The organism is Stenotrophomonas sp. Ste86 (assembly GCF_024519465.1).
Taxonomy (GTDB): Bacteria; Pseudomonadota; Gammaproteobacteria; order Xanthomonadales; family Xanthomonadaceae; genus Stenotrophomonas.
The window spans coordinates 67,319-84,755 of sequence record NZ_JALJRW010000005.1 but is presented as its reverse complement, the minus strand read 5'-3'; the positions used below and the strand labels follow the sequence as shown (position 1 = coordinate 84,755).

Below are 17,437 nucleotides of genomic sequence, written 5' to 3'. Positions count from 1 at the left end.
CCTGGCCGGTGATCCCGCAGCTCGCTCTGGTACCGGGCGAGCCCGCCGGGATCGGCCCGGAACTCTGCCTTCGACTGATTCAGCAGCCGCGCACCGATTGCCGGCTGCTGGCCTTCGCAGACCCAGATACCCTGCGTGCGGCCGCAGCCGCGCTGTCGCTGCCACTGCAGCTCCTGCCTGAAGACGCCATCGCCCGCGAGCCGGGCGATCTGCCGTTGCGCGAGATCCGCAATGCCGTGCCGTCCCGCTTCGGCCAGGCCGACCCGGCCAATGCCGGCGCGGTGATCGGTGCACTGTTGGCGGCCGGCCAGGCCTGCCTGTCCGGTGCGCTGCACGGGGTGGTGACCGGCCCGGTGCACAAGGCCGTGATCAACCAGGGCGGCATCGCCTACAGCGGCACCACCGAACTGCTGGCCGACCAGGCCGGGGTCGAGGTGGTGATGATGCTGGCCAACGACGTGGTGCGCGTGGCCCTGGCCACTACCCACCTGCCCCTGCGCGCGGTCGCCGACGCCATCACCGCCGAGGGACTGACGCGCACCCTGCAGACCTTGCACGCAGCGATGCGGCGCGACTTCGGCATCGCCGCCCCGCGTATCGCCGTGCTCGGGCTCAACCCGCATGCCGGCGAAGACGGCCACCTGGGTCGTGAAGAGCTCGACCTGATCATCCCGCTGCTGCAGCGCCTGCGCGCAGAGGGCATGGACCTGATCGGCCCGCTGCCCGCCGACACCGCGTTTCTGCCGGCCAAGCTGGCCGGTTTCGATGCGGTGCTGGCCATGTATCACGACCAGGGCCTGCCGGTGCTCAAGTACAGCGGCTTCGAACAGGCGGTCAACATCACCCTGGGCCTGCCCTACCCGCGGGTCGCGGTCGACCACGGCACCGCGCTGGACCTGGCCGGCCGTGGCATTGCCGACCCTTCCAGCCTCTTCGCTGCCACCGGCCTGTGTGCCCGGCTGGCGCGGCAACGTACACTGGTGCCATGACTTCACCGTATTCCTCTTCTGCCGCCGGGTTCACCGGACCGGCCAAAAAGCAGCTCGGCCAGCACTTCCTGGCCGACCGCACCTATATCGACCGGATCGTGCTGGCGGTCAACCCGAAGGGCGAGGACCGCCTGGTCGAGATCGGCCCGGGCCAGGGCGCCATCACCCTGCCATTGCTGCGTCGCCACCCACGCCTGACGGTCATCGAATTCGATCGCGACCTGGTCGGCCCGCTGGCGGCCGCCGCCGAGCCGCTGGGTGAGATGGCCATCATCCACCGCGACGTGCTGCAGGTGAACTTCACCGAGCTCGCCGACGGCGGCCAGATCCGCCTGGTCGGCAACCTGCCCTACAACATCTCCTCGCCGATCCTGTTCCATGCGCTGGACCACGCGGCGGTGATCACCGACATGCACTTCATGCTGCAGAAGGAAGTGGTCGACCGCATGGCCGCCGATCCCGGCAGCAAGGTCTATGGCCGGCTGAGCGTGATGCTGCAGGCGTTCTGCAAGGTGACCGCGCTGTTCGTGGTGCCGCCGGGCGCGTTCCGGCCGCCACCGAAGGTCGATTCGGCCGTGGTGCGGCTGGTGCCGCGCGATCCGGCCACGGTCGGCATCCTCGACCGCAAGCGCTTCGCCGATGTGGTGCGGGCCGCCTTCGGGCAGCGCCGCAAGACCCTACGCAATGCGTTGAATGGCGTCTGCACGCCCGAGCAGTTCGAGGCGGCCGAGGTGCGCAGCGATGCGCGTGCCGAGCAGCTGGACGTGGCCCAGTTCATCGCGCTGGCCAACGTGCCGTGCAGCGACGGCGACGACGTGGCGAAGTAAGCCGGGCGCCGCCGTGCGACCTTGACCGGCCGCACCCACGCAAAACCGCCTGAATTCCATGCCGGGGCGCGCAGCCAGCCTGTGCTGCGCTCACCTCAACGTGCACAACTTTCACTAAACTGCCTGCATGAACGACGCTGCCAATTACGCGATCTCGGTCGAAGTCGCCCCGCGTTTCCTCGACGACCAGTCCACGCCGGAGGACGGCCGCTACGCGTTCGCCTACACCATCCGCATCCACAACCAGGGGCGCGTCGCCGCGCGCCTGGTGGCGCGCCACTGGCGTATCACCGATGCCAATGGCCGCATCGAGCATGTCGACGGCGAGGGTGTGATCGGCGAGCAGCCGCGGCTGCGCCCGGGTGAAGACTTCCGTTACACCTCCGGTGTCATGCTGGAGACTGAACACGGCACGATGCAGGGGCATTACGACATGGTGGCAGACGATGGCACCGAGTTCGCCGCCGCGATCGCGCCGTTCGTGTTGACCGTTCCGCGCACGCTGCACTGATGGAGACGCACGCATGAGTGTCTGGGCCATCGGCGACCTGCAGGGCTGCTACGACGTTACCCAGCGGTTGCTGGAAAAGATCAAGTTCGACCCGGCGGTCGACAAACTCTGGTTCTGCGGCGACCTGGTCAACCGCGGGGGGCAGTCGCTGGAAACCCTGCGCCTGGTCCACTCGCTGCGCGAGAGCAGCGTGATCGTGCTGGGAAATCATGACCTGTCCCTACTGGCCGTTGGCGCGCGCACCGAGGAAGAACAACGCAAGGTCAACCCGGACCTGCTGCGCATCGTGCAGGCCGAGGACCGCGACGTGCTGCTGGAGTGGCTGCGCCTGCAGAAACTGGCACACGTGGACCGCGAACTGGGCTGGATGATGATCCATGCCGGCCTCGCCCCGAAGTGGACCACCCAGCTGGCCGAGAAACACGCCCGCGAAGTGGAGGCACAGCTGCACGGCAGCGGCTACCGCAAGCTGTTCCGCAACATGTACGGCGACAAGCCGAGCTGGTCGCCCGGCCTGGCCGGCTACGACCGTTCGCGCGCGATCATCAACCTGTTCACGCGCATGCGTTACTGCACCCCGCGTGGCCGGATCGGAATCGAGGACAAAGGCACCCCGGGTACACAGGAGCAAGGCCTGTACCCGTGGTTCGAAGTGCCGGGCCGCGCCGAGCGCGACCTCAAGATCGTCTGCGGGCATTGGTCCGCCCTCGGCCTGACCATCACCCAGGGTGTGCACGCCATCGACACCGGTGCGGTGTGGGGCGGCAAGCTCACCGCGCTGCAGCTGGACACCGAGGAACTGCGCGTGGTCCAGGTGCCGGGCCGTGACGTGCCCAAGCCGGTCTCCCCGCCGCGTCCGCCGGCACGCCGCCCGGCGGTCGAGGGCGAGCAGAACACTGGCCGACCGCCGCGTCAGGGCCAGCGCCGTGATCGTGGCGCGCGCAACCCGCAGCCGCGCCGCAATCCGGAACCGGCCGGCGACACCGGTGGAAGCACGCCGACGCCTGCATGAGCGGAACCGCGCGGTGGCTGTTGATGGTCCTGCTGGTCACTGTGGGCATCGGCTGCCAACGCGCACCGGATCCGGCCACAGCCACGGCCTACCCGCCGGTTGCCCCGAGGACGGCCGACGCCACGGCACCCTCGCCGCCATTGGTTGCGGCCGCACGTCGCCAGGTGGGACAGACCGTGCATTACGACCCGGCCTATACCGTACTGGACTATCCCGGCGGCGATGTCGCGCTCGACCGCGGCGTGTGCACCGATGTGATCGTGCGTGCCTTGCGCAGCCAGGGCCTGGACCTGCAGCAGCGCATCCACGAGGACATGCGCGGGCATTTCAGCGCGTACCCGCCGCTGTGGGGCCTGTCGCGGCCGGATCGCAACATCGACCATCGCCGCGTCCCCAACCTGATGCGCTGGTTCGAGCGCCAGGGCTGGCAACAGCCCATCTCCAGGCGGCCGACCGATTTCGCCGCTGGCGACATCGTGGCCTGGACGCTCAGCGGCAGCGGCCTGCTGCACGTGGGCATCGTCTCGGACCGCCGACACCACGACGGCACGCCCCTGATCCTGCACAACATCGCCCGCGGCACGCAGGAAGAAAACCTGCTGTTCCAGCACACGATCATCGGGCATTACCGACCGCCGGCCTGAGCAGGCAGGCTCGTTCGGCCGTGCTCAGCGCCGGCGGTAATCCACGAAATCAAAGGCGAGTGCGTGCCGCGCATCGGCCGCATGGTGCTCGCGCGCCACCTCGACCCACAGGTCCGGATCCACCGCGGGAAAGTGGGTATCGGCCTGCACCGTCGTGTCCACCCAGGTCAGGTGCAGATCGGTCGCCTGCGCCATCGCCAGCCGGTAAATCGCGCCACCGCCGATCACGCACAGCTCGTCGGCACCGGCCTCGGTGGCGTACTGGAGCGCCTGTTCGATCGACGCCACCGCCTGCATGCCCGCGAACGGCACCTTCCCGCTGCGGGTCAGCACCAGGTTGGGCCGTCCGGGCAGCGCGCGGCCGAGCGATTCGGCCGTCCTGCGTCCCATCAGGATCGGCTTGCCGAGGGTCAGCGCCTTGAAGCGCTTGAGGTCGTCCGGCAGCTGCCACGGCAGCTGGTTGTCATGGCCGATGCCATGGTCGCGGTCGAGCGCGGCGATCAGGGAGAGCTTCATGCGCGAGCCGCTCATACCGCCACCGGCGCCTTGATCGCCGGATGCGGGTCGTAGCCGTCGATGCGGATATCGTCGAACTGGAAGCCGAACAGGTCGGTCACCGCCGGGTTCAACCACAGCGTGGGCAGCGCGCGCGGGTCACGGGCCAACTGCTCGCGTGCCTGCTCGAAATGGTTCGAATACAGGTGCGCATCGCCCAGGGTGTGCACGAAATCACCCACACCCAGTCCGGTCGCCTGCGCCACCATGTGGGTCAGCAGCGCGTAGCTGGCGATGTTGAACGGCACGCCGAGGAAGATGTCACCGCTGCGCTGGTAAAGCTGGCAGCTGAGCTTGCCGTCGACCACGTAGAACTGGAACAGGTTGTGGCACGGCATCAACGCCATCTGCGACAGCTCGCCGACATTCCAGGCGCTGACCACCAGCCGCCGCGAATCCGGATTGCGCTTGATCTCCTCCACCAGCCACTGCATCTGGTCGATGCTGCCGCCATCGGCAGTGGCCCAGCTGCGCCACTGCTTGCCGTAGATCGGACCGAGATCGCCATCGGCATCGGCCCACTCGTCCCAGATCCGCACCTGGTTGTCCTTGAGGTACCCGATGTTGGTATCGCCCTTCAGGAACCACAGCAGCTCATGGATGATCGAGCGCAGGTGCAGCTTTTTGGTGGTCACCAGCGGAAAGCCGTCGGCCAGGTTGAAACGCATCTGCCAGCCGAACACGCTGCGCGTGCCGGTGCCGGTGCGGTCGGACTTCTCTGTGCCGTGCTCCAGCACGTGCTGGAGCAGGTCCAGATACGCCTTCATGCGCGGGCCCCGGCGGCGACCGGCAGCACCGGCTGCAGCACCGGCGCGCGGCGCGACAGCGCCAGCAGCACCAGACCGAAGGCCACCAGCGGCAGGCTCAGCAGCTGGCCGCGGGTGAACCAGTCGAAGGCGAGGTAGACGCCGTTGTCGGGCATGCGCACGAACTCCACCGCAAAGCGGAAGATGCCGTACATCAACGCGAACAGACCGGAGATCACGTAGCGATGGCGCGGCTTGGCCGACACCGCCCACAGCACCACGAACATCACCAGGCCTTCCAGCAGCGCTTCATACAGCTGCGAGGGATGGCGGGCGTACGGGTTGAGCGCGCCGGTGGCGAACTGTTCTTTGAGCGTGGCCAGGTCCAGCCCGTTCAACGGCGCCGGCAGGCCACTGGGAAACACCACGCCCCAGCTGCCATCGGTGTACTTGCCCCACAGTTCGGCGCCGATGAAGTTGCCGATGCGGCCAAAGCCCAGCCCCAGCGGCACCAGCGGAGACATGAAATCCAGGGTGTCGAACAGGTGCAGGCGGTGCTTGCGCGACCAGTACCACGAGGCGAACAGCACGCCCAGCAGGCCACCATGGAAGCTCATGCCGCCATCCCACACCTTGAACAGCAGCAACGGGTTGTGCAGGAAATCGGACAGCGCATAGAACAGCATGTAGCCCACGCGACCGCCCACCACCACGCCGAGCATGGCGTAGAACAGCAGGTCGGAGAACCCGTTGGCGTCCACCCCGGGCAGCCTGCCCGCTGCGATCCGCCGGCGCCCCAGCCACCAGGCCGCGGTGAAGCCGAGCAGGTACATGATGCCGTACCAATGCACCTTGATCGGCCCGAGCGAGATGGCGATGGGGTCGATATCGTGGAAATAGATCATGGGCGATGCCTTGCAGGTAAGCGGCTATTCTCGGCCCAGCAGGCCGCCACCTCAACCAAGCAGCTGCGGGGTGTTCGGCAGGCCGTCATCCTGGGACCCGGGAACGGGCGGATAGTGCCCGGCCAGCAGCGTGGAGACCTCCTCGATCGCCTGCAGCACGCCGTCCTGCAGATCGCCCTGGCGCAGTCGTTGCTGCAGGTGCGCGCAGATCTCCTGCCACTGTGCCTCGCCGATGCGACCACGCAGGCCCCGGTCGGCGACCAGCTCGATGGCGTGGTCGGCCAGCAGCAGGTAGATCAAGACGCCGTTGTTGTGCTCGGTATCCCAGGTCCGCAGCTGGGCGAAGGCGTGTTCGGCACGCTGGCGCGGGCTGAGCCCTTGCCACAGCGCCAGCCACGGCAGCTCGGCTTCGACGGCGAACATCACCTGGCCGCCATGTCGGCGTTCGCCGGCAGTGATCGCCTCGGTGATGGCCTGCAGTCGTGCCGGCGGGAACGTACGCCGCACGGACGGTGAGAACACATGTCGCCACCAGCGCATCACCAGCCCCCCGAGGCGCCACCGCCTCCCGAACGTCCACCGCCGCCGCCCCAGCCGCCACCGCCGCCGAAACCGCCGCCGCCTCCAAAGCCGCCGCCACCGCCCCAACCGCCGCCCCCCCACCCGCCACTGCGGGCGAAGGCGCCGGCCCGGCCCGAGGACAGGCCGACGACCAGGCCGATCAGGCCAGCCAGGCCACTGGCCAGCCACAGCGAGGTGAACAGGAACGCCGCCACGGCCGCGCCGCCGCCGCCGAGCAGCGCGCGCACCGGCCGCGGCAGCCAGCCGAGGATGGCGCGCAGGAAACTGCCGACGAAGAAGCCGATCACCAGGGCGAAAGTCCAGCCGTCGCCATCGGGGTTTGGCGTCGCACGGTGGGTGCTGACTGGCGCGGGCAGTGCCTCGCCATCGATCAGCTTGACCAGCGCCGCACTGGCGTCGGCCAGACCGCCGGCATAGTCGTTGTCGCGGAAGCGCGGGGCGAGGTATTCCTGGATCACGCGGTTGGCGATCGCATCGGGAATGGCACCTTCCAGGCCGTAGCCCGGCTCGATGCGGACCCGGCGATCATCCTTGGCCACCACCAGCAGCACGCCATCGTCCACGCCCTTGCGGCCGATCTTCCACTGCTCGAACACCCGCTGGGTGTACTGCTCGATGGTCTCCGGCGCGGTGCTGGGCACCATCAGGATCTGCAGCTGGCTACCCTTGCGCTGCTGCAGCGCCAGCGCCTGGGCTTCCAGGGCCTGCACCTGCGCCGCATCCAGGGTGCCGGTGGTATCGACCACCGGCGAGTGCATCGGCGGAATCACCGCATCGGCGGCCTGCGCCCACGCCGGCAACGCCAGCCACAGGCAGACCAGCAACAGGCCACGCAGCAGACCGATGTTCACCGGCTCAGTGCGCCGGGGCTTGCTGCGGCTGCGGTGACGGGGCGGGCGCGGGGGCCGGCGCAGGGGCCGGCGAACCGAACTTCACCGCCGGCGGCTGCGAGATCTGCGCTTCGTTGTCCACGGTGAAGTTGGGCTTGACCGCATAGCCGAAGATCTTGGCGGTGATCACCTGCGGGAACGAGCGGATGTAGGTGTTGTAAGCCTGCACCATCTCGATGTAGCGACCGCGCGCCACGGTGATGCGGTTTTCGGTGCCTTCCAGCTGCGCCTGCAGGTCGCGGAAGCCCTGGTCGGACTTGAGGTTCGGATAGTTCTCGGTGACCACCAGCAGACGCGACAACGCGCCGCTCAGTTCGCCCTGGGCCTGCTGGAACTGCTTGAGCGACTCGGCGTCGTCCGCGTTGACGTTGATCTGGCCCACGCGCGAGCGCGCATTGGTCACATCGGTCAGCACCTGGCGTTCCTGGTTGGCATAGCCTTCCACGGTCTGCACCAGGTTGGGGATCAGATCGGCGCGGCGCTTGTACTGGTTGAGCACTTCGGCCCAACCGGCCTTGACCTGCTCATCCTTCTGCTGGATGGCGTTGTAGCCACAGCCGGACAGCAGGGAGGCCAGCACGGCCAACAACAACAGGCGGGAGAACGATCGCATGGCCGGCTCCGGATCTCGATGAACGGGATCCGGAGCATGCCACGTTTGCGGTAAAGTCCGCGTAACCACCCACGCCCCCTCAGTCAGGGGGCTGCCGCGTTCGCTTACCAGTTGCCGGCGCCCGGCACGTGGTTGGCCACCGCGCGGCGGCGCATCAGCAGGTTCAGCCATTCCACCAGCACCGAGAAGCCCATCGCGGCGTAGATGTAGGGCTTGGGCACGTGCACGCTCAGGCCGTCCAGGATCAGCACCACGCCGATCAGCAGGATGAAGGCCAGGGCCAGCATCTTCACGGTCGGGTTGGCGTCGATGAAGCGGCCCAGCGGGTTGGCGGCCAGCAGCATTACCGCCACCGACAGCAGGATCGCAGCGACCATCACCGGGATGTGGTCGGCGATGCCGACGGCGGTGATCACCGAATCCAGCGAGAACACGATGTCGATTACCGCGATCTGGGCGATGACCATGCCGAACACGGCCGAGGCCTTGGTGGTGGTCGGGTCGGCGTCGTCGCCGCCGGAGATCAGCTCGCGGATCTCCATGCTGCCCTTGATGATCAGGAACAGGCCGCCAAGGATCAGCACCAGATCGCGGATCGAGATGCCCAGACCGGCGACGGTGAACAGGTTCTGCTCCATGTGCGCCAGGTAGGCCAGCGACACCAGCAGGGCGATGCGGGTGATGCAGGCCACGGCGATGCCGAGCTTGCGCGCGAACGGACGGCGCGCTTCGGGCAGCTTGCTCACGGCGATGGAGATGAAGACCAGGTTGTCGATGCCGAGCACGATTTCCAGCGCGCTCAGCGTGAACAGGGTCAACCAGACGTTCGGGTCGGACAGCAACTCAAGGGACATGGGCGTGGATCCTTACAAGGGGGAATGAGCGGGGGGCCGCTCAGAAAAATCGCGGCAGCAGGACAAGGCCCCAGCACAGCAGCACGTTCATCATCAGCACGAACACCGCCGCCGAGCCCATGTCCTTGGCGCGGCCAGCCATCTCGTGGAATTCGCTGCCATAGCGTTCGATCACCGCTTCGATGGCGGAGTTGGCCAGCTCCATGGCCAGCACCAGCAGCATCGAGCCGATCATCAGGGCACGCTCGACCGGGCTCTGGCCCAGCCACAGCGCGACCGGGGCCAGCACCACCAGCAGGTAGACCTCCAGGCGGAACGAGGACTCGTGCAGCCAGGCCGCACGCAGGCCCTGCCAGGACCACACGGCGGCCTTGAAGATGCGCTTGGGGCCGCGCGGCATGTGCCCGATTTCATCAGCCACGGGCACACGCTCCGTGCTGCGCGGCGGACCGGGACGTGGGGAACAGCACGCAGCAAGGGGTCATGGGCGGGGCTGAATGGGCAGGCAATCCGTCATTTTGCCACAAGCCTGCCGGCGCATCGTCGAAGGCGGCCGGGCCGCTGCCGTGGTAATGGGCGTTGCCGGGTGGTGGAACCGGGGGTCACTGCCTCGCCAGCGCGGGTAAAGCAGGGCCTGGCGTCAGCTTCTATGATGGGGTTCAACCGATCCAGGCGCCCCCGATGGGCGCGTTGCCGAGGAGTCTGCCCATGCATTACCGCTGCACCCGCCCCCTGCTGCTCGCCCTGGCGCTGGGCGCCGCCCTGCCCGCCTTTGCCCTGTCACCGCCCGCGCCACCGCAGGTGCCGGCGCAGGTCTCCAACGTAGCTTGGGCGCAGGACATGGCCGACTTCGCCAAGGCCGATGCGGCCACCCCGCCGCCGCGTGGCGGCATCGAGTTCATCGGCAGTTCGTCGATCCGGATGTGGCACAGCCTGGCGACCGATTTCCCGGGGCAGCCGGTGTTCAACCGTGGCTTCGGCGGTTCGGAGGTGCGCGACAGCACCTGGTACGCCGGCCAGATCGTGGTGCCGTACGCGCCGTGCAAGGTGTTCTTCTACGCCGGCGACAACGACCTCAACAGCGGGCGCACGCCGGTGCAGGTGCGCGACGACGTGGTGGCCTTCGTGCAGCGGGTGCATCGCGACCTGCCGACGACGACGGTAGAGGTGATTTCGATCAAGCCCAGCCCGTCGCGCGCGCAGCTGCTGCCGGCCGTGGTGGAGGCCAACGGGTTGATCCGGCAGGCGCTGGCCACGTTGCCGCATACCGGCTTCACCGATGTCTACACGCCGATGCTGGGCGCTGACGGGCAGCCGCGTGCGGCGTTGTTCCGCGAGGACATGCTGCATATGACGCCAGAGGGTTATGCGATCTGGCGGAAGGCGCTGGCGCCGAAGGTGCAGTGCGAGTGACGCGCGGTTTGCTGCGGGTGGGACGGGGCGGGTGAGGCCGCGGGGCACGCTGCAAGTACATCCCTGTAAGCTCCTGAGCCGCATCCATGCGACTCAAGGGCCCCGCCCCCTCACCCACCCCGCCCCTCGACAGAAAATCGGCGCGTTGGGGTGAAGATCAAGAGCGTGCCGACCAACGGTCGGCACCTACCGGGCCGAAACTTCTCTTGACACCGTTCTGCAACACCCCGTTGTGGACCCCCGGTAGAGCCGAGCCATGCTCGGCTGCTCTTGCCCTTGCTCCCACCTCCCACAAGCACCGGCCAACTCTCGATGGGTCGGTGTGGGTGGGTTGGCGGGACCGTCGTGCGCCATGGATGGCGCACGCGAGCTTCCAGGGATGGATTCACGGCGTGTCCCGCCAACCCGCCCACACCGACCCAAACACTGGAGAGAGAAATCACCCGGCCGTTGCTAAAAAACTCACCGATAAACAACCGCCGCCTGCGTCCCCGCCCCCAACGTACTGCTCAGACTCACCTTCCAGCCAAATCGATCGCACAACCGACGCACGATCGACAGCCCCAAGCCGGTGCCCTGCGGCCGCGTCGGCTCCGCGCGGTAGAACGGCTCGAACGCGCGGCCCAACGCCTCGGCCGACATCCCGATCCCCGTGTCGCGCACCACGACCCGATCCTCCAGCACATCCACATCGATGCGCCCTTCGTCGGTGTAACTGCACGCATTGCGCAACAGATTGCTCACCACCACCTGCAGCACCCGCGGCGGCGCATGCAACTGCACCGGACCGGCACTGTGCAGGAAGATCTCCACCGGCCGCCCCGCCATCAGCTCGCGCGCGTTGTCCACCTCGTAGCGCACGATCTCGTTGACGTCGAACAGCTCGATCTGCGGCTCCACATCCGCCTCGCGCGCCAGGATCAGGAACGCGTCGATCACCGCCTCCATGTCCCGGCCCGCGCGCTGGATGCGGTTCAAGCTGCGCTGCAACCGCGGCGACAACTCGTGATCGCCCAGCGCCATGTCGCTGGCCACCCGGATCACCGTCAGCGGCGTGCGCAGTTCGTGGCTCGCATCGCGGGTGAAGTTGCGCTCACGCGCCACGTGCGCGGTCACCCGCGTGGCCAGGGAGTGCAGCGCCGCGGCCAACTGCCGCGTCTCGCCCTGCATATCCGCCGGCAGCTTGTCCGGCGCCAGGTCCGCCGCTTCCGGATGCCCCGGATTCCAGCGCGACACCCGCCGCGCCAGCCAGTTGACCGGCGACACCAGCCGTTTGGATGCCCGGTAGGTGATCCACGAGGCCCCGTACACCGCCAGCAACGTCAGCAGCACCGGCACGATCCCGAACCAGAACGCCAGCATCTCCGCGCGCGAGCGCAGGAACACCAGATACAACCGCCCCTCCGGACGCGCATCCACCAGCACCAGCTGGTCGTCGCTTTTCAGTTCGTGGAAACCCGGGCGCAGCGCGCGCAGGTTGGCCGGCAGGCTCAACGGCGACCGCCCGGTCTCCAGCAGGTAACCGCGGATGTTCTGGGTGTTCGGCGGCGGCTGCGTCGGCGAAGCGTCGTACAGCTGCCAGTAGTAAGCAGCCTCTTCCTGCAGCGCGCTGCTGACCAAGCTGTGCTTGATCACCAACGACACCAGCCATGCGCCCAGCAGGATACCCAGGCTGGCCAGCACGGCTTGGAGGATGAAGACGATACGTATCTTGCGCGGCAGACCGTGCGGCATTACAGGATCCAGAGCGGTTCGCCGCGATTATAGGAAAGCGCGCCGTGATTCCATCGTGCAAAAAACGACAACGACCCGGCAACCGCCAGGTCGTTGTCACCCTCGGGGCCCCGCAGGGGCCCTCCGCTCACGCGCCGGCGACCGCCGTACGCGTCAGCTCATCGGCTGGGCGATGTCGGCGATGCGGTAACCGGCGCTCTGCACGGTGTGCAGCAGCGGACGGTCGAACGGCTTGTCGATGATCTTGCGCAGGTTGTACAGATGGCTGCGCAGGGTATCCGAGTCCGGCAGGCCGTTGCCCCAGATCTCGCGCTCGATTTCCTGGCGCGTCACCACGCGGGGCGATTCGCGCATCAGGATGGTCAGCAGACGCAGACCGATCGGCGACAGCTGCAGCTCGGTACCGGCACGGGTCGCACGCATGCTCACCGGGTCCAGCACCAGGTCGGCCACCTTGAGCACTTCCGAACCCACCTGGCGACGCTCGCGGCGGATCAGGGCACGCAGGCGTGCTTCCAGCTCCTGGATCGCGAACGGCTTGGTCAGGTAATCGTCGGCGCCGAAGCCCAGGCCGGTGAGCTTGTCGTCCAGCGTGTCGCGGGCGGTCAGCATCAGTACCGGGGTCGACTTGCGGGCGTCGTTGCGCAGCCGGCGGCAGACTTCGATGCCATCCAGTCGCGGCAGCATCAGGTCCAGCACCACGACGTCATAACTGTTTTCCGCCGCCAGTCGGTAGCCGTCCAGCCCGTCCTGGGCATAGTCGACCTCAAACCCACGGCCTTCCAGGTACTCGCCGATCATCTCGGAAATATTGCGGTTGTCCTCGACCACCAGCACCAGGCCGGAGGTCTCCTTTGTCTGACGCATGGGATTCCCTCTTTCTTCAGCTTTGTGAAACATGCCGCATCGGCAGTGGAGGCGGTGTGAAGCTGCTCACACCGGAATCAAAATTGTTGTCAGAGCAGGGGTTTGAGGTGTGGCCACACGTTGTCCAGCACCCGCGGCTGGCCGGCGGCAGTGGGATGCAGGCCGTCGGACTGCATCAGCCCCGGCTGCAGGGCCACACCGTCCAGCAGGAACGGCAGCAGCGGCACCTTGTACTGGCCGGCCAGCCCGGCATAGACGTCCTTGAGCCGCTGGCGGTAGGCCGGGCCGTAGTTGGGGGGAACGTCGATGCCCAGCAGCAGCACCTTGGCACCGGCCTTCTGGCTGGCCACGATCATCTTTTCCAGGTTGCCGCGCAGCTGCACCGGAGTAAGCCCGCGCAGGGCGTCGTTGCCGCCCAGCTCGATCACCACCACCGATGGCCGGTGTTTGGCCAGCAGGCCCGGCAGCCGGGTCAGCGCGCCGGAACTGGTCTCGCCGCTGATGCTGGCGTTGATGATGTCCGGGGCCGGCTTGACCTGTTGTTTGACCCGCTGCTGAAGCAGGTTCACCCAGCCCGATTCGGCCGGGATATTGTGGGCAGCACTGAGGCTGTCGCCGACCACCAGTACCGCATGGCGGGTATCGGCACCTTTGGCACAGGCCAGCGCTGGCAGCAGCAGCAACCATGCCATCAGCCAGACCATCGGGGCCGCGCGGCCCTTCCACATCGTTGTGCTCATTGGAGAATCCTCATCGACAGCCTGTCCCCCCGCAGCGCTCCCGTCGCCATCGCCGCCCTGGATGTGGGCAAATCGGCGCGTGGCCCGGAGGGTGAAGTCCACATACTGGACAACATTGGCATGACCGTCCATGAAGGCGAGAGCATCGCCATCGTCGGCGCGTCCGGTTCGGGCAAGACCACCCTGCTCGGCCTGCTGGCTGGACTGGACCTGCCCAGCCGCGGCCGGATCACCCTGGCCGGCGCGGATCTCAATGCGCTGGATGAAGAAGCCCGCGCGCAGCTGCGTGCGCGTGAGGTCGGCTTCGTGTTCCAGAGTTTCCACCTGCTGCCGGCGCTGACCGCCGAGGAGAACATCGCGCTGCCGCTGGAACTGGCCGGGCGCGAGGATCCGGCGCGCGTGCGCGAGGTGCTCGAGCAGGTCGGGCTCACCCACCGTGCGCGCCACTACCCGCGCCAGCTGTCCGGCGGCGAGCAGCAGCGCGTGGCGTTGGCGCGCGCGTTCGTGGCGCGGCCGCGCATCCTGTTCGCCGATGAGCCCACCGGCAGCCTGGACCAGGCCACCGGCCAGCAGATCAGCGACCTGCTGTTCGCGCTCAACGCCACCAGCGATACCACCCTGATCCTGGTGACCCATGACCTGCGCCTTGCGCAGCGCTGCGAACGCGTCTATCGCCTGGATGGCGGCCGACTGGTCGACAGCCCGTCCGGCGTGTCCGCATGAATGTCGTCAAACATGCCGCGCGCGCACTGCGCCGCGAGTTCCTGGCCGGCGACCTGCTGACCGTGTTCGCCGCGCTGGTGCTCGGCGTGGCGGTGATGACCGCGGTCGGCACGCTGGTCAACCGGGTCACGCTGGCCTTGACCGGCAGCGCGGCGGAAATGCTCGGCGGCGACCTCGGCCTCAACGCACGCGAGGACATTCCCACCGCCTTCGCCGACGCGGCGCGCGAACGTGGCCTGGCCAGCACGCGCATGGTCAGCTTCCCCAGCGTGCTGTTCCATGGCGAGGCCAGCCAGATGGCCAACATCAAGGCGGTCGGCGATGGGTATCCCTTGCGTGGGCAGCTGCAGGTCAGCCGCACCCTGCACGGCGGCGCCAGCGAGATCGCCGGCACCCCGCCGCCGGGCCAGGCCTATGCCGATCCGCGCCTGATGCAGGCGCTGGGGCTGGGCGTGGGCGATGCGCTGGAGTTCGGTGCCGGCAGCCTGACCATCACCCGCGTGCTGCAGGCCGAACCGGACACCTCCGGCGAACTGATGCAGCTGTCGCCGCCGCTGCTGGTCAACCGCGCCGACGTGGATGCCGCCGGCCTGCTCGGACCGGGCAGCCGCGCGTCCTACCGGATGATGTTCGCCGGGGCGCCGGAGGCGATTGCCGACTTCCGCGCGTGGCTGGCGCCGCAGGCCAAGGGTTACCGCATCGTGGGCATCGCCGACACCCAGCGCGGCGTGCGCGGTGCGTTCGACCTGGCTGGCCGCTTCCTGTCACTGGCCGCACTGCTGGCGGTGCTGCTGGCCGGCGTGGCCACTGCGCTGGCGGCGAATCGCTTCGCGCTGCGCCGGATCGACCAGGTGGCGATCCTGCGCTGCCTGGGCGCACGCCAGCGCGACATTCTCAGCGCGATGGCGCTGCAACTGGTGATGCTGGCGGTGCCGGCGTGCCTGGTCGGCATCGGGCTGGGCATGGCCGCGCAGGCCGGGTTGGTGCAGGCGCTGGGCGGGCTGATCCCTAATCGCCTGCCGCTGCCGCAGGCGACCCCGGCCTTGAGTGGTGCCGGGATCGGACTGGTGCTGCTGCTCGGCTTCGGCCTGCCGCCGCTGCTGCGGCTGCGTCGGGTGCCGCCGATGCGCGTGCTCAACCGCAGCTTCGCGGCGATGCCACCGAGTTCGCTGCTGATCTATGCGGCCGCCCTGGCGGCGACCGTGGCGCTGACCGTGCAGGCCACCGGCGATGTGAAGCTGGCGGCCTGGGTGCTGGGCGGGCTGGCCGCATTGGCGGCCCTGGCCGGCGTACTTGGGGCGTTGCTGCTGTGGCTGCTGCGTGGGCTGCAGCCGCGCCTGCGCGGGCGCTGGAAGCTGGGTCTGGCCGCGCTGACCCGCCGCCGTGGGCTGGCGGTGACGCAGCTGGTGGGGCTGTCGCTGTCGCTGTGCGCGCTGTTGCTGCTGTCGGTGATCGGGCCGGGCCTGCTGGCGCAGTGGCGCGACCGTTTGCCGGTGGACACGCCCAACTACTTCCTGATGAACATCCAGCCGGAGCAGCGCGAGACGGTGCTGAGCACGCTGCACGGGCTGGGCGTGGTGGCGCCGGGCATCGAGCCGTTCAGTACCGGGCGCCTGTTGGCGGTCAATGACCGGCCGCCGCAGCGGCAGCAGCGCGAGGACAACAGCAACGATGACGACGATGCCAACCGTCCGGTCAACTTCTCCTGGCGGCATGACTTCCCGCCGGCCAACACGCTGGTGGGCGGGCGCTGGTGGGCGCCGGGCAGCACCGCGGCGGAAGCCTCCATCGAACAGGGCTGGGCCGAGCGTTACGGGATGAAACTCGGCGATACGGTGACGCTGCAGATGGGCGACCAGCAACGCAGCTTCACGGTGACCAGCATCCGCAAGGCCGACTGGGATTCGTTCCGGGTCAACTTCTTCCTGCTGCTCAACGAAGGCGCGGTGGGCGATGCGCCCTACAACCTGATCACCGCCTTCCATCTGCCGCATGCGCAGGCACCGCAGTTGGCGGCGCTGACCCGCGCGCAGCCGAACATTTCGCTGCTGGATATCGACGGCATCCTGCAGCGGGTGCGCGAGGTGGTGGACCGGGTCACCCAGGCGGTGCAGCTGGTGATGGGCTTCAGCCTGCTGGCCGGGTTGCTGGTGCTGCTGGCGGCCCTGCAGGCCACCGCAGGGGAGCGTCGCTACGACAGTGCGGTGCTGCGCACGCTGGGGGCCACGCGCAGCCAGCTCCGCGGGGCGGTGCTGGTCGAGTTCGGTGCGCTTGGGCTGCTGTCGGCGTTGCTGGCGGTCGGCACGGCGGCATTGCTGGGCAGCGTGGTGGCCCGGCAGGTGTTCGAGCTGACCTTGAGTCCGCCCTGGGGGCCATTGCTGGCCGGCGGCGCGATCGGGGTGGCATTGAGCATGCTGGCCGGCTGGTGGGGCACACGGCGGATCCTGCATACGCCGCCCGCGCTGGCGCTACGGGAAGTGTGAGGTCGACGCAGGGCGCCGGGGCATTCAGTGGCGCTGGCCGAAGGCTGCGCATCGGTAGTGCCGAGCCATGCTCGGCAGAAACGTTCCTCTTGCGTCGGACGCCCTGGCATTGCTCGAAGAAGAGCAGCCGAGCATGGCTCGGCTCTACCCTGGGTAGGTCGCGGGGGCGTGGGATCCGTGGGTCGCGGGGGCGTGGGATCCGTGGGTCGCGGGGCGTGGGATTCGTGGGTCGCGAAGGCGTGGGGTTCGGTAGTGCCGAGCCATGCTCGGCAGAAACGTTCCTCTTCCGTCAGGCGCCATGGCATTGATCGGGGAAGAGCAGCCGAGCATGGCTCGGCTCTACCCTGGG

General features: G+C 68.2%; 19 protein-coding genes. 8 read left to right on the top strand and 11 right to left on the bottom strand.

The window, feature by feature from the left end; translation table 11 throughout:
* Nucleotides 1-8 precede the first annotated feature (8 nt).
* From pdxA to NR101_RS06965, 5 genes are all read left to right on the top strand, one after another.
* On the top strand, nt 9-989 hold the full coding sequence (pdxA, locus tag NR101_RS06985) for a 4-hydroxythreonine-4-phosphate dehydrogenase PdxA (RefSeq protein ID WP_256774955.1): 981 nt from the start codon (nt 9-11) through the stop codon (nt 987-989).
* A complete protein-coding gene (gene rsmA / locus NR101_RS06980) occupies nt 986-1,816 on the top strand; it encodes a 16S rRNA (adenine(1518)-N(6)/adenine(1519)-N(6))-dimethyltransferase RsmA (RefSeq protein WP_256774954.1) in 831 nt (276 codons plus the stop codon). The genes pdxA and rsmA overlap by 4 nt, the downstream gene beginning before the upstream one ends.
* 127 nt (nt 1,817-1,943) lie before the next feature.
* Complete coding sequence (apaG, locus tag NR101_RS06975; protein WP_256774953.1) at nt 1,944-2,327, top strand: Co2+/Mg2+ efflux protein ApaG; 384 nt, start codon at nt 1,944-1,946, stop codon at nt 2,325-2,327.
* Nucleotides 2,328-2,340: 13 nt separating this feature from the next.
* Nucleotides 2,341-3,339: a symmetrical bis(5'-nucleosyl)-tetraphosphatase gene (locus NR101_RS06970; RefSeq protein WP_256774952.1), complete on the top strand. Its 999-nt coding sequence runs from the start codon at nt 2,341-2,343 to the stop codon at nt 3,337-3,339.
* Nucleotides 3,336-3,983, top strand: a complete 648-nt coding sequence (locus NR101_RS06965) for a DUF1287 domain-containing protein (RefSeq protein ID WP_256774951.1) — start codon at nt 3,336-3,338, stop codon at nt 3,981-3,983. Before NR101_RS06970 ends, NR101_RS06965 begins: the two co-directional genes overlap by 4 nt.
* A 24-nt stretch (nt 3,984-4,007) precedes the next feature.
* On the opposite strand, the gene NR101_RS06960 is transcribed toward NR101_RS06965, so the two are convergent.
* From NR101_RS06960 to NR101_RS06925, 8 genes are all read right to left on the bottom strand, one after another.
* Nucleotides 4,008-4,499, bottom strand: coding sequence for a dihydrofolate reductase (locus NR101_RS06960; protein WP_256774950.1), 492 nt, complete (start codon nt 4,497-4,499; stop codon nt 4,008-4,010).
* A gap of 11 nt (nt 4,500-4,510) precedes the next feature.
* Nucleotides 4,511-5,305 (bottom strand): thymidylate synthase, encoded by a 795-nt coding sequence (locus NR101_RS06955; RefSeq protein WP_256774949.1) that lies wholly within the window; start codon nt 5,303-5,305, stop codon nt 4,511-4,513.
* The gene (gene lgt, locus NR101_RS06950) at nt 5,302-6,189 is read right to left on the bottom strand and encodes a prolipoprotein diacylglyceryl transferase (protein ID WP_256774948.1); all 888 of its coding nucleotides are present in this window, start codon (nt 6,187-6,189) and stop codon (nt 5,302-5,304) included. Before lgt ends, NR101_RS06955 begins: the two co-directional genes overlap by 4 nt.
* 51 nt (nt 6,190-6,240) lie before the next feature.
* Nucleotides 6,241-6,729: a TPM domain-containing protein gene (locus NR101_RS06945; protein ID WP_256774947.1), complete on the bottom strand. Its 489-nt coding sequence runs from the start codon at nt 6,727-6,729 to the stop codon at nt 6,241-6,243.
* Nucleotides 6,729-7,616, bottom strand: coding sequence for a TPM domain-containing protein (locus NR101_RS06940; RefSeq protein ID WP_256775025.1), 888 nt, complete (start codon nt 7,614-7,616; stop codon nt 6,729-6,731). The genes NR101_RS06945 and NR101_RS06940 overlap by 1 nt, the downstream gene beginning before the upstream one ends.
* A gap of 10 nt (nt 7,617-7,626) precedes the next feature.
* Nucleotides 7,627-8,274 (bottom strand): LemA family protein, encoded by a 648-nt coding sequence (locus NR101_RS06935; protein ID WP_256774946.1) that lies wholly within the window; start codon nt 8,272-8,274, stop codon nt 7,627-7,629.
* Nucleotides 8,275-8,378: 104 nt separating this feature from the next.
* Entirely contained in the window at nt 8,379-9,128 is a 750-nt protein-coding gene (locus tag NR101_RS06930; protein ID WP_256774945.1) for a TerC family protein, read from the bottom strand.
* A gap of 40 nt (nt 9,129-9,168) precedes the next feature.
* The gene (locus NR101_RS06925; RefSeq protein WP_256774944.1) at nt 9,169-9,549 is read right to left on the bottom strand and encodes a diacylglycerol kinase; all 381 of its coding nucleotides are present in this window, start codon (nt 9,547-9,549) and stop codon (nt 9,169-9,171) included.
* Nucleotides 9,550-9,836: 287 nt separating this feature from the next.
* Between NR101_RS06925 and NR101_RS06920 the strand changes: the two genes are divergently transcribed.
* Nucleotides 9,837-10,541, top strand: a complete 705-nt coding sequence (locus NR101_RS06920) for an SGNH/GDSL hydrolase family protein (protein WP_256774943.1) — start codon at nt 9,837-9,839, stop codon at nt 10,539-10,541.
* A gap of 462 nt (nt 10,542-11,003) precedes the next feature.
* Here the strand turns inward: NR101_RS06920 and NR101_RS06915 are convergent, their stop codons facing one another.
* From NR101_RS06915 to NR101_RS06905, 3 genes are all read right to left on the bottom strand, one after another.
* Entirely contained in the window at nt 11,004-12,275 is a 1,272-nt protein-coding gene (locus NR101_RS06915) for a HAMP domain-containing sensor histidine kinase (RefSeq protein ID WP_256774942.1), read from the bottom strand.
* A 153-nt stretch (nt 12,276-12,428) separates the two neighbouring features.
* Nucleotides 12,429-13,142, bottom strand: a complete 714-nt coding sequence (locus NR101_RS06910; RefSeq protein ID WP_019182442.1) for a response regulator transcription factor — start codon at nt 13,140-13,142, stop codon at nt 12,429-12,431.
* An 89-nt stretch (nt 13,143-13,231) separates the two neighbouring features.
* Complete coding sequence (locus tag NR101_RS06905; RefSeq protein ID WP_256774941.1) at nt 13,232-13,882, bottom strand: arylesterase; 651 nt, start codon at nt 13,880-13,882, stop codon at nt 13,232-13,234.
* Between the two features lie 120 nt (nt 13,883-14,002).
* Here NR101_RS06905 and NR101_RS06900 point away from each other — a divergent pair, with 120 nt between their 5' ends.
* Together NR101_RS06900 and NR101_RS06895 are read left to right on the top strand one after the other, a co-directional pair.
* Nucleotides 14,003-14,605 carry an ABC transporter ATP-binding protein gene (locus tag NR101_RS06900; RefSeq protein ID WP_256774940.1) on the top strand — a complete coding sequence of 201 codons (603 nt, stop codon included), beginning with the start codon at nt 14,003-14,005 and terminating at the stop codon, nt 14,603-14,605.
* Nucleotides 14,602-17,088: an FtsX-like permease family protein gene (locus tag NR101_RS06895; RefSeq protein ID WP_256774939.1), complete on the top strand. Its 2,487-nt coding sequence runs from the start codon at nt 14,602-14,604 to the stop codon at nt 17,086-17,088. The genes NR101_RS06900 and NR101_RS06895 overlap by 4 nt, the downstream gene beginning before the upstream one ends.
* Nucleotides 17,089-17,437: the final 349 nt, after the last annotated feature.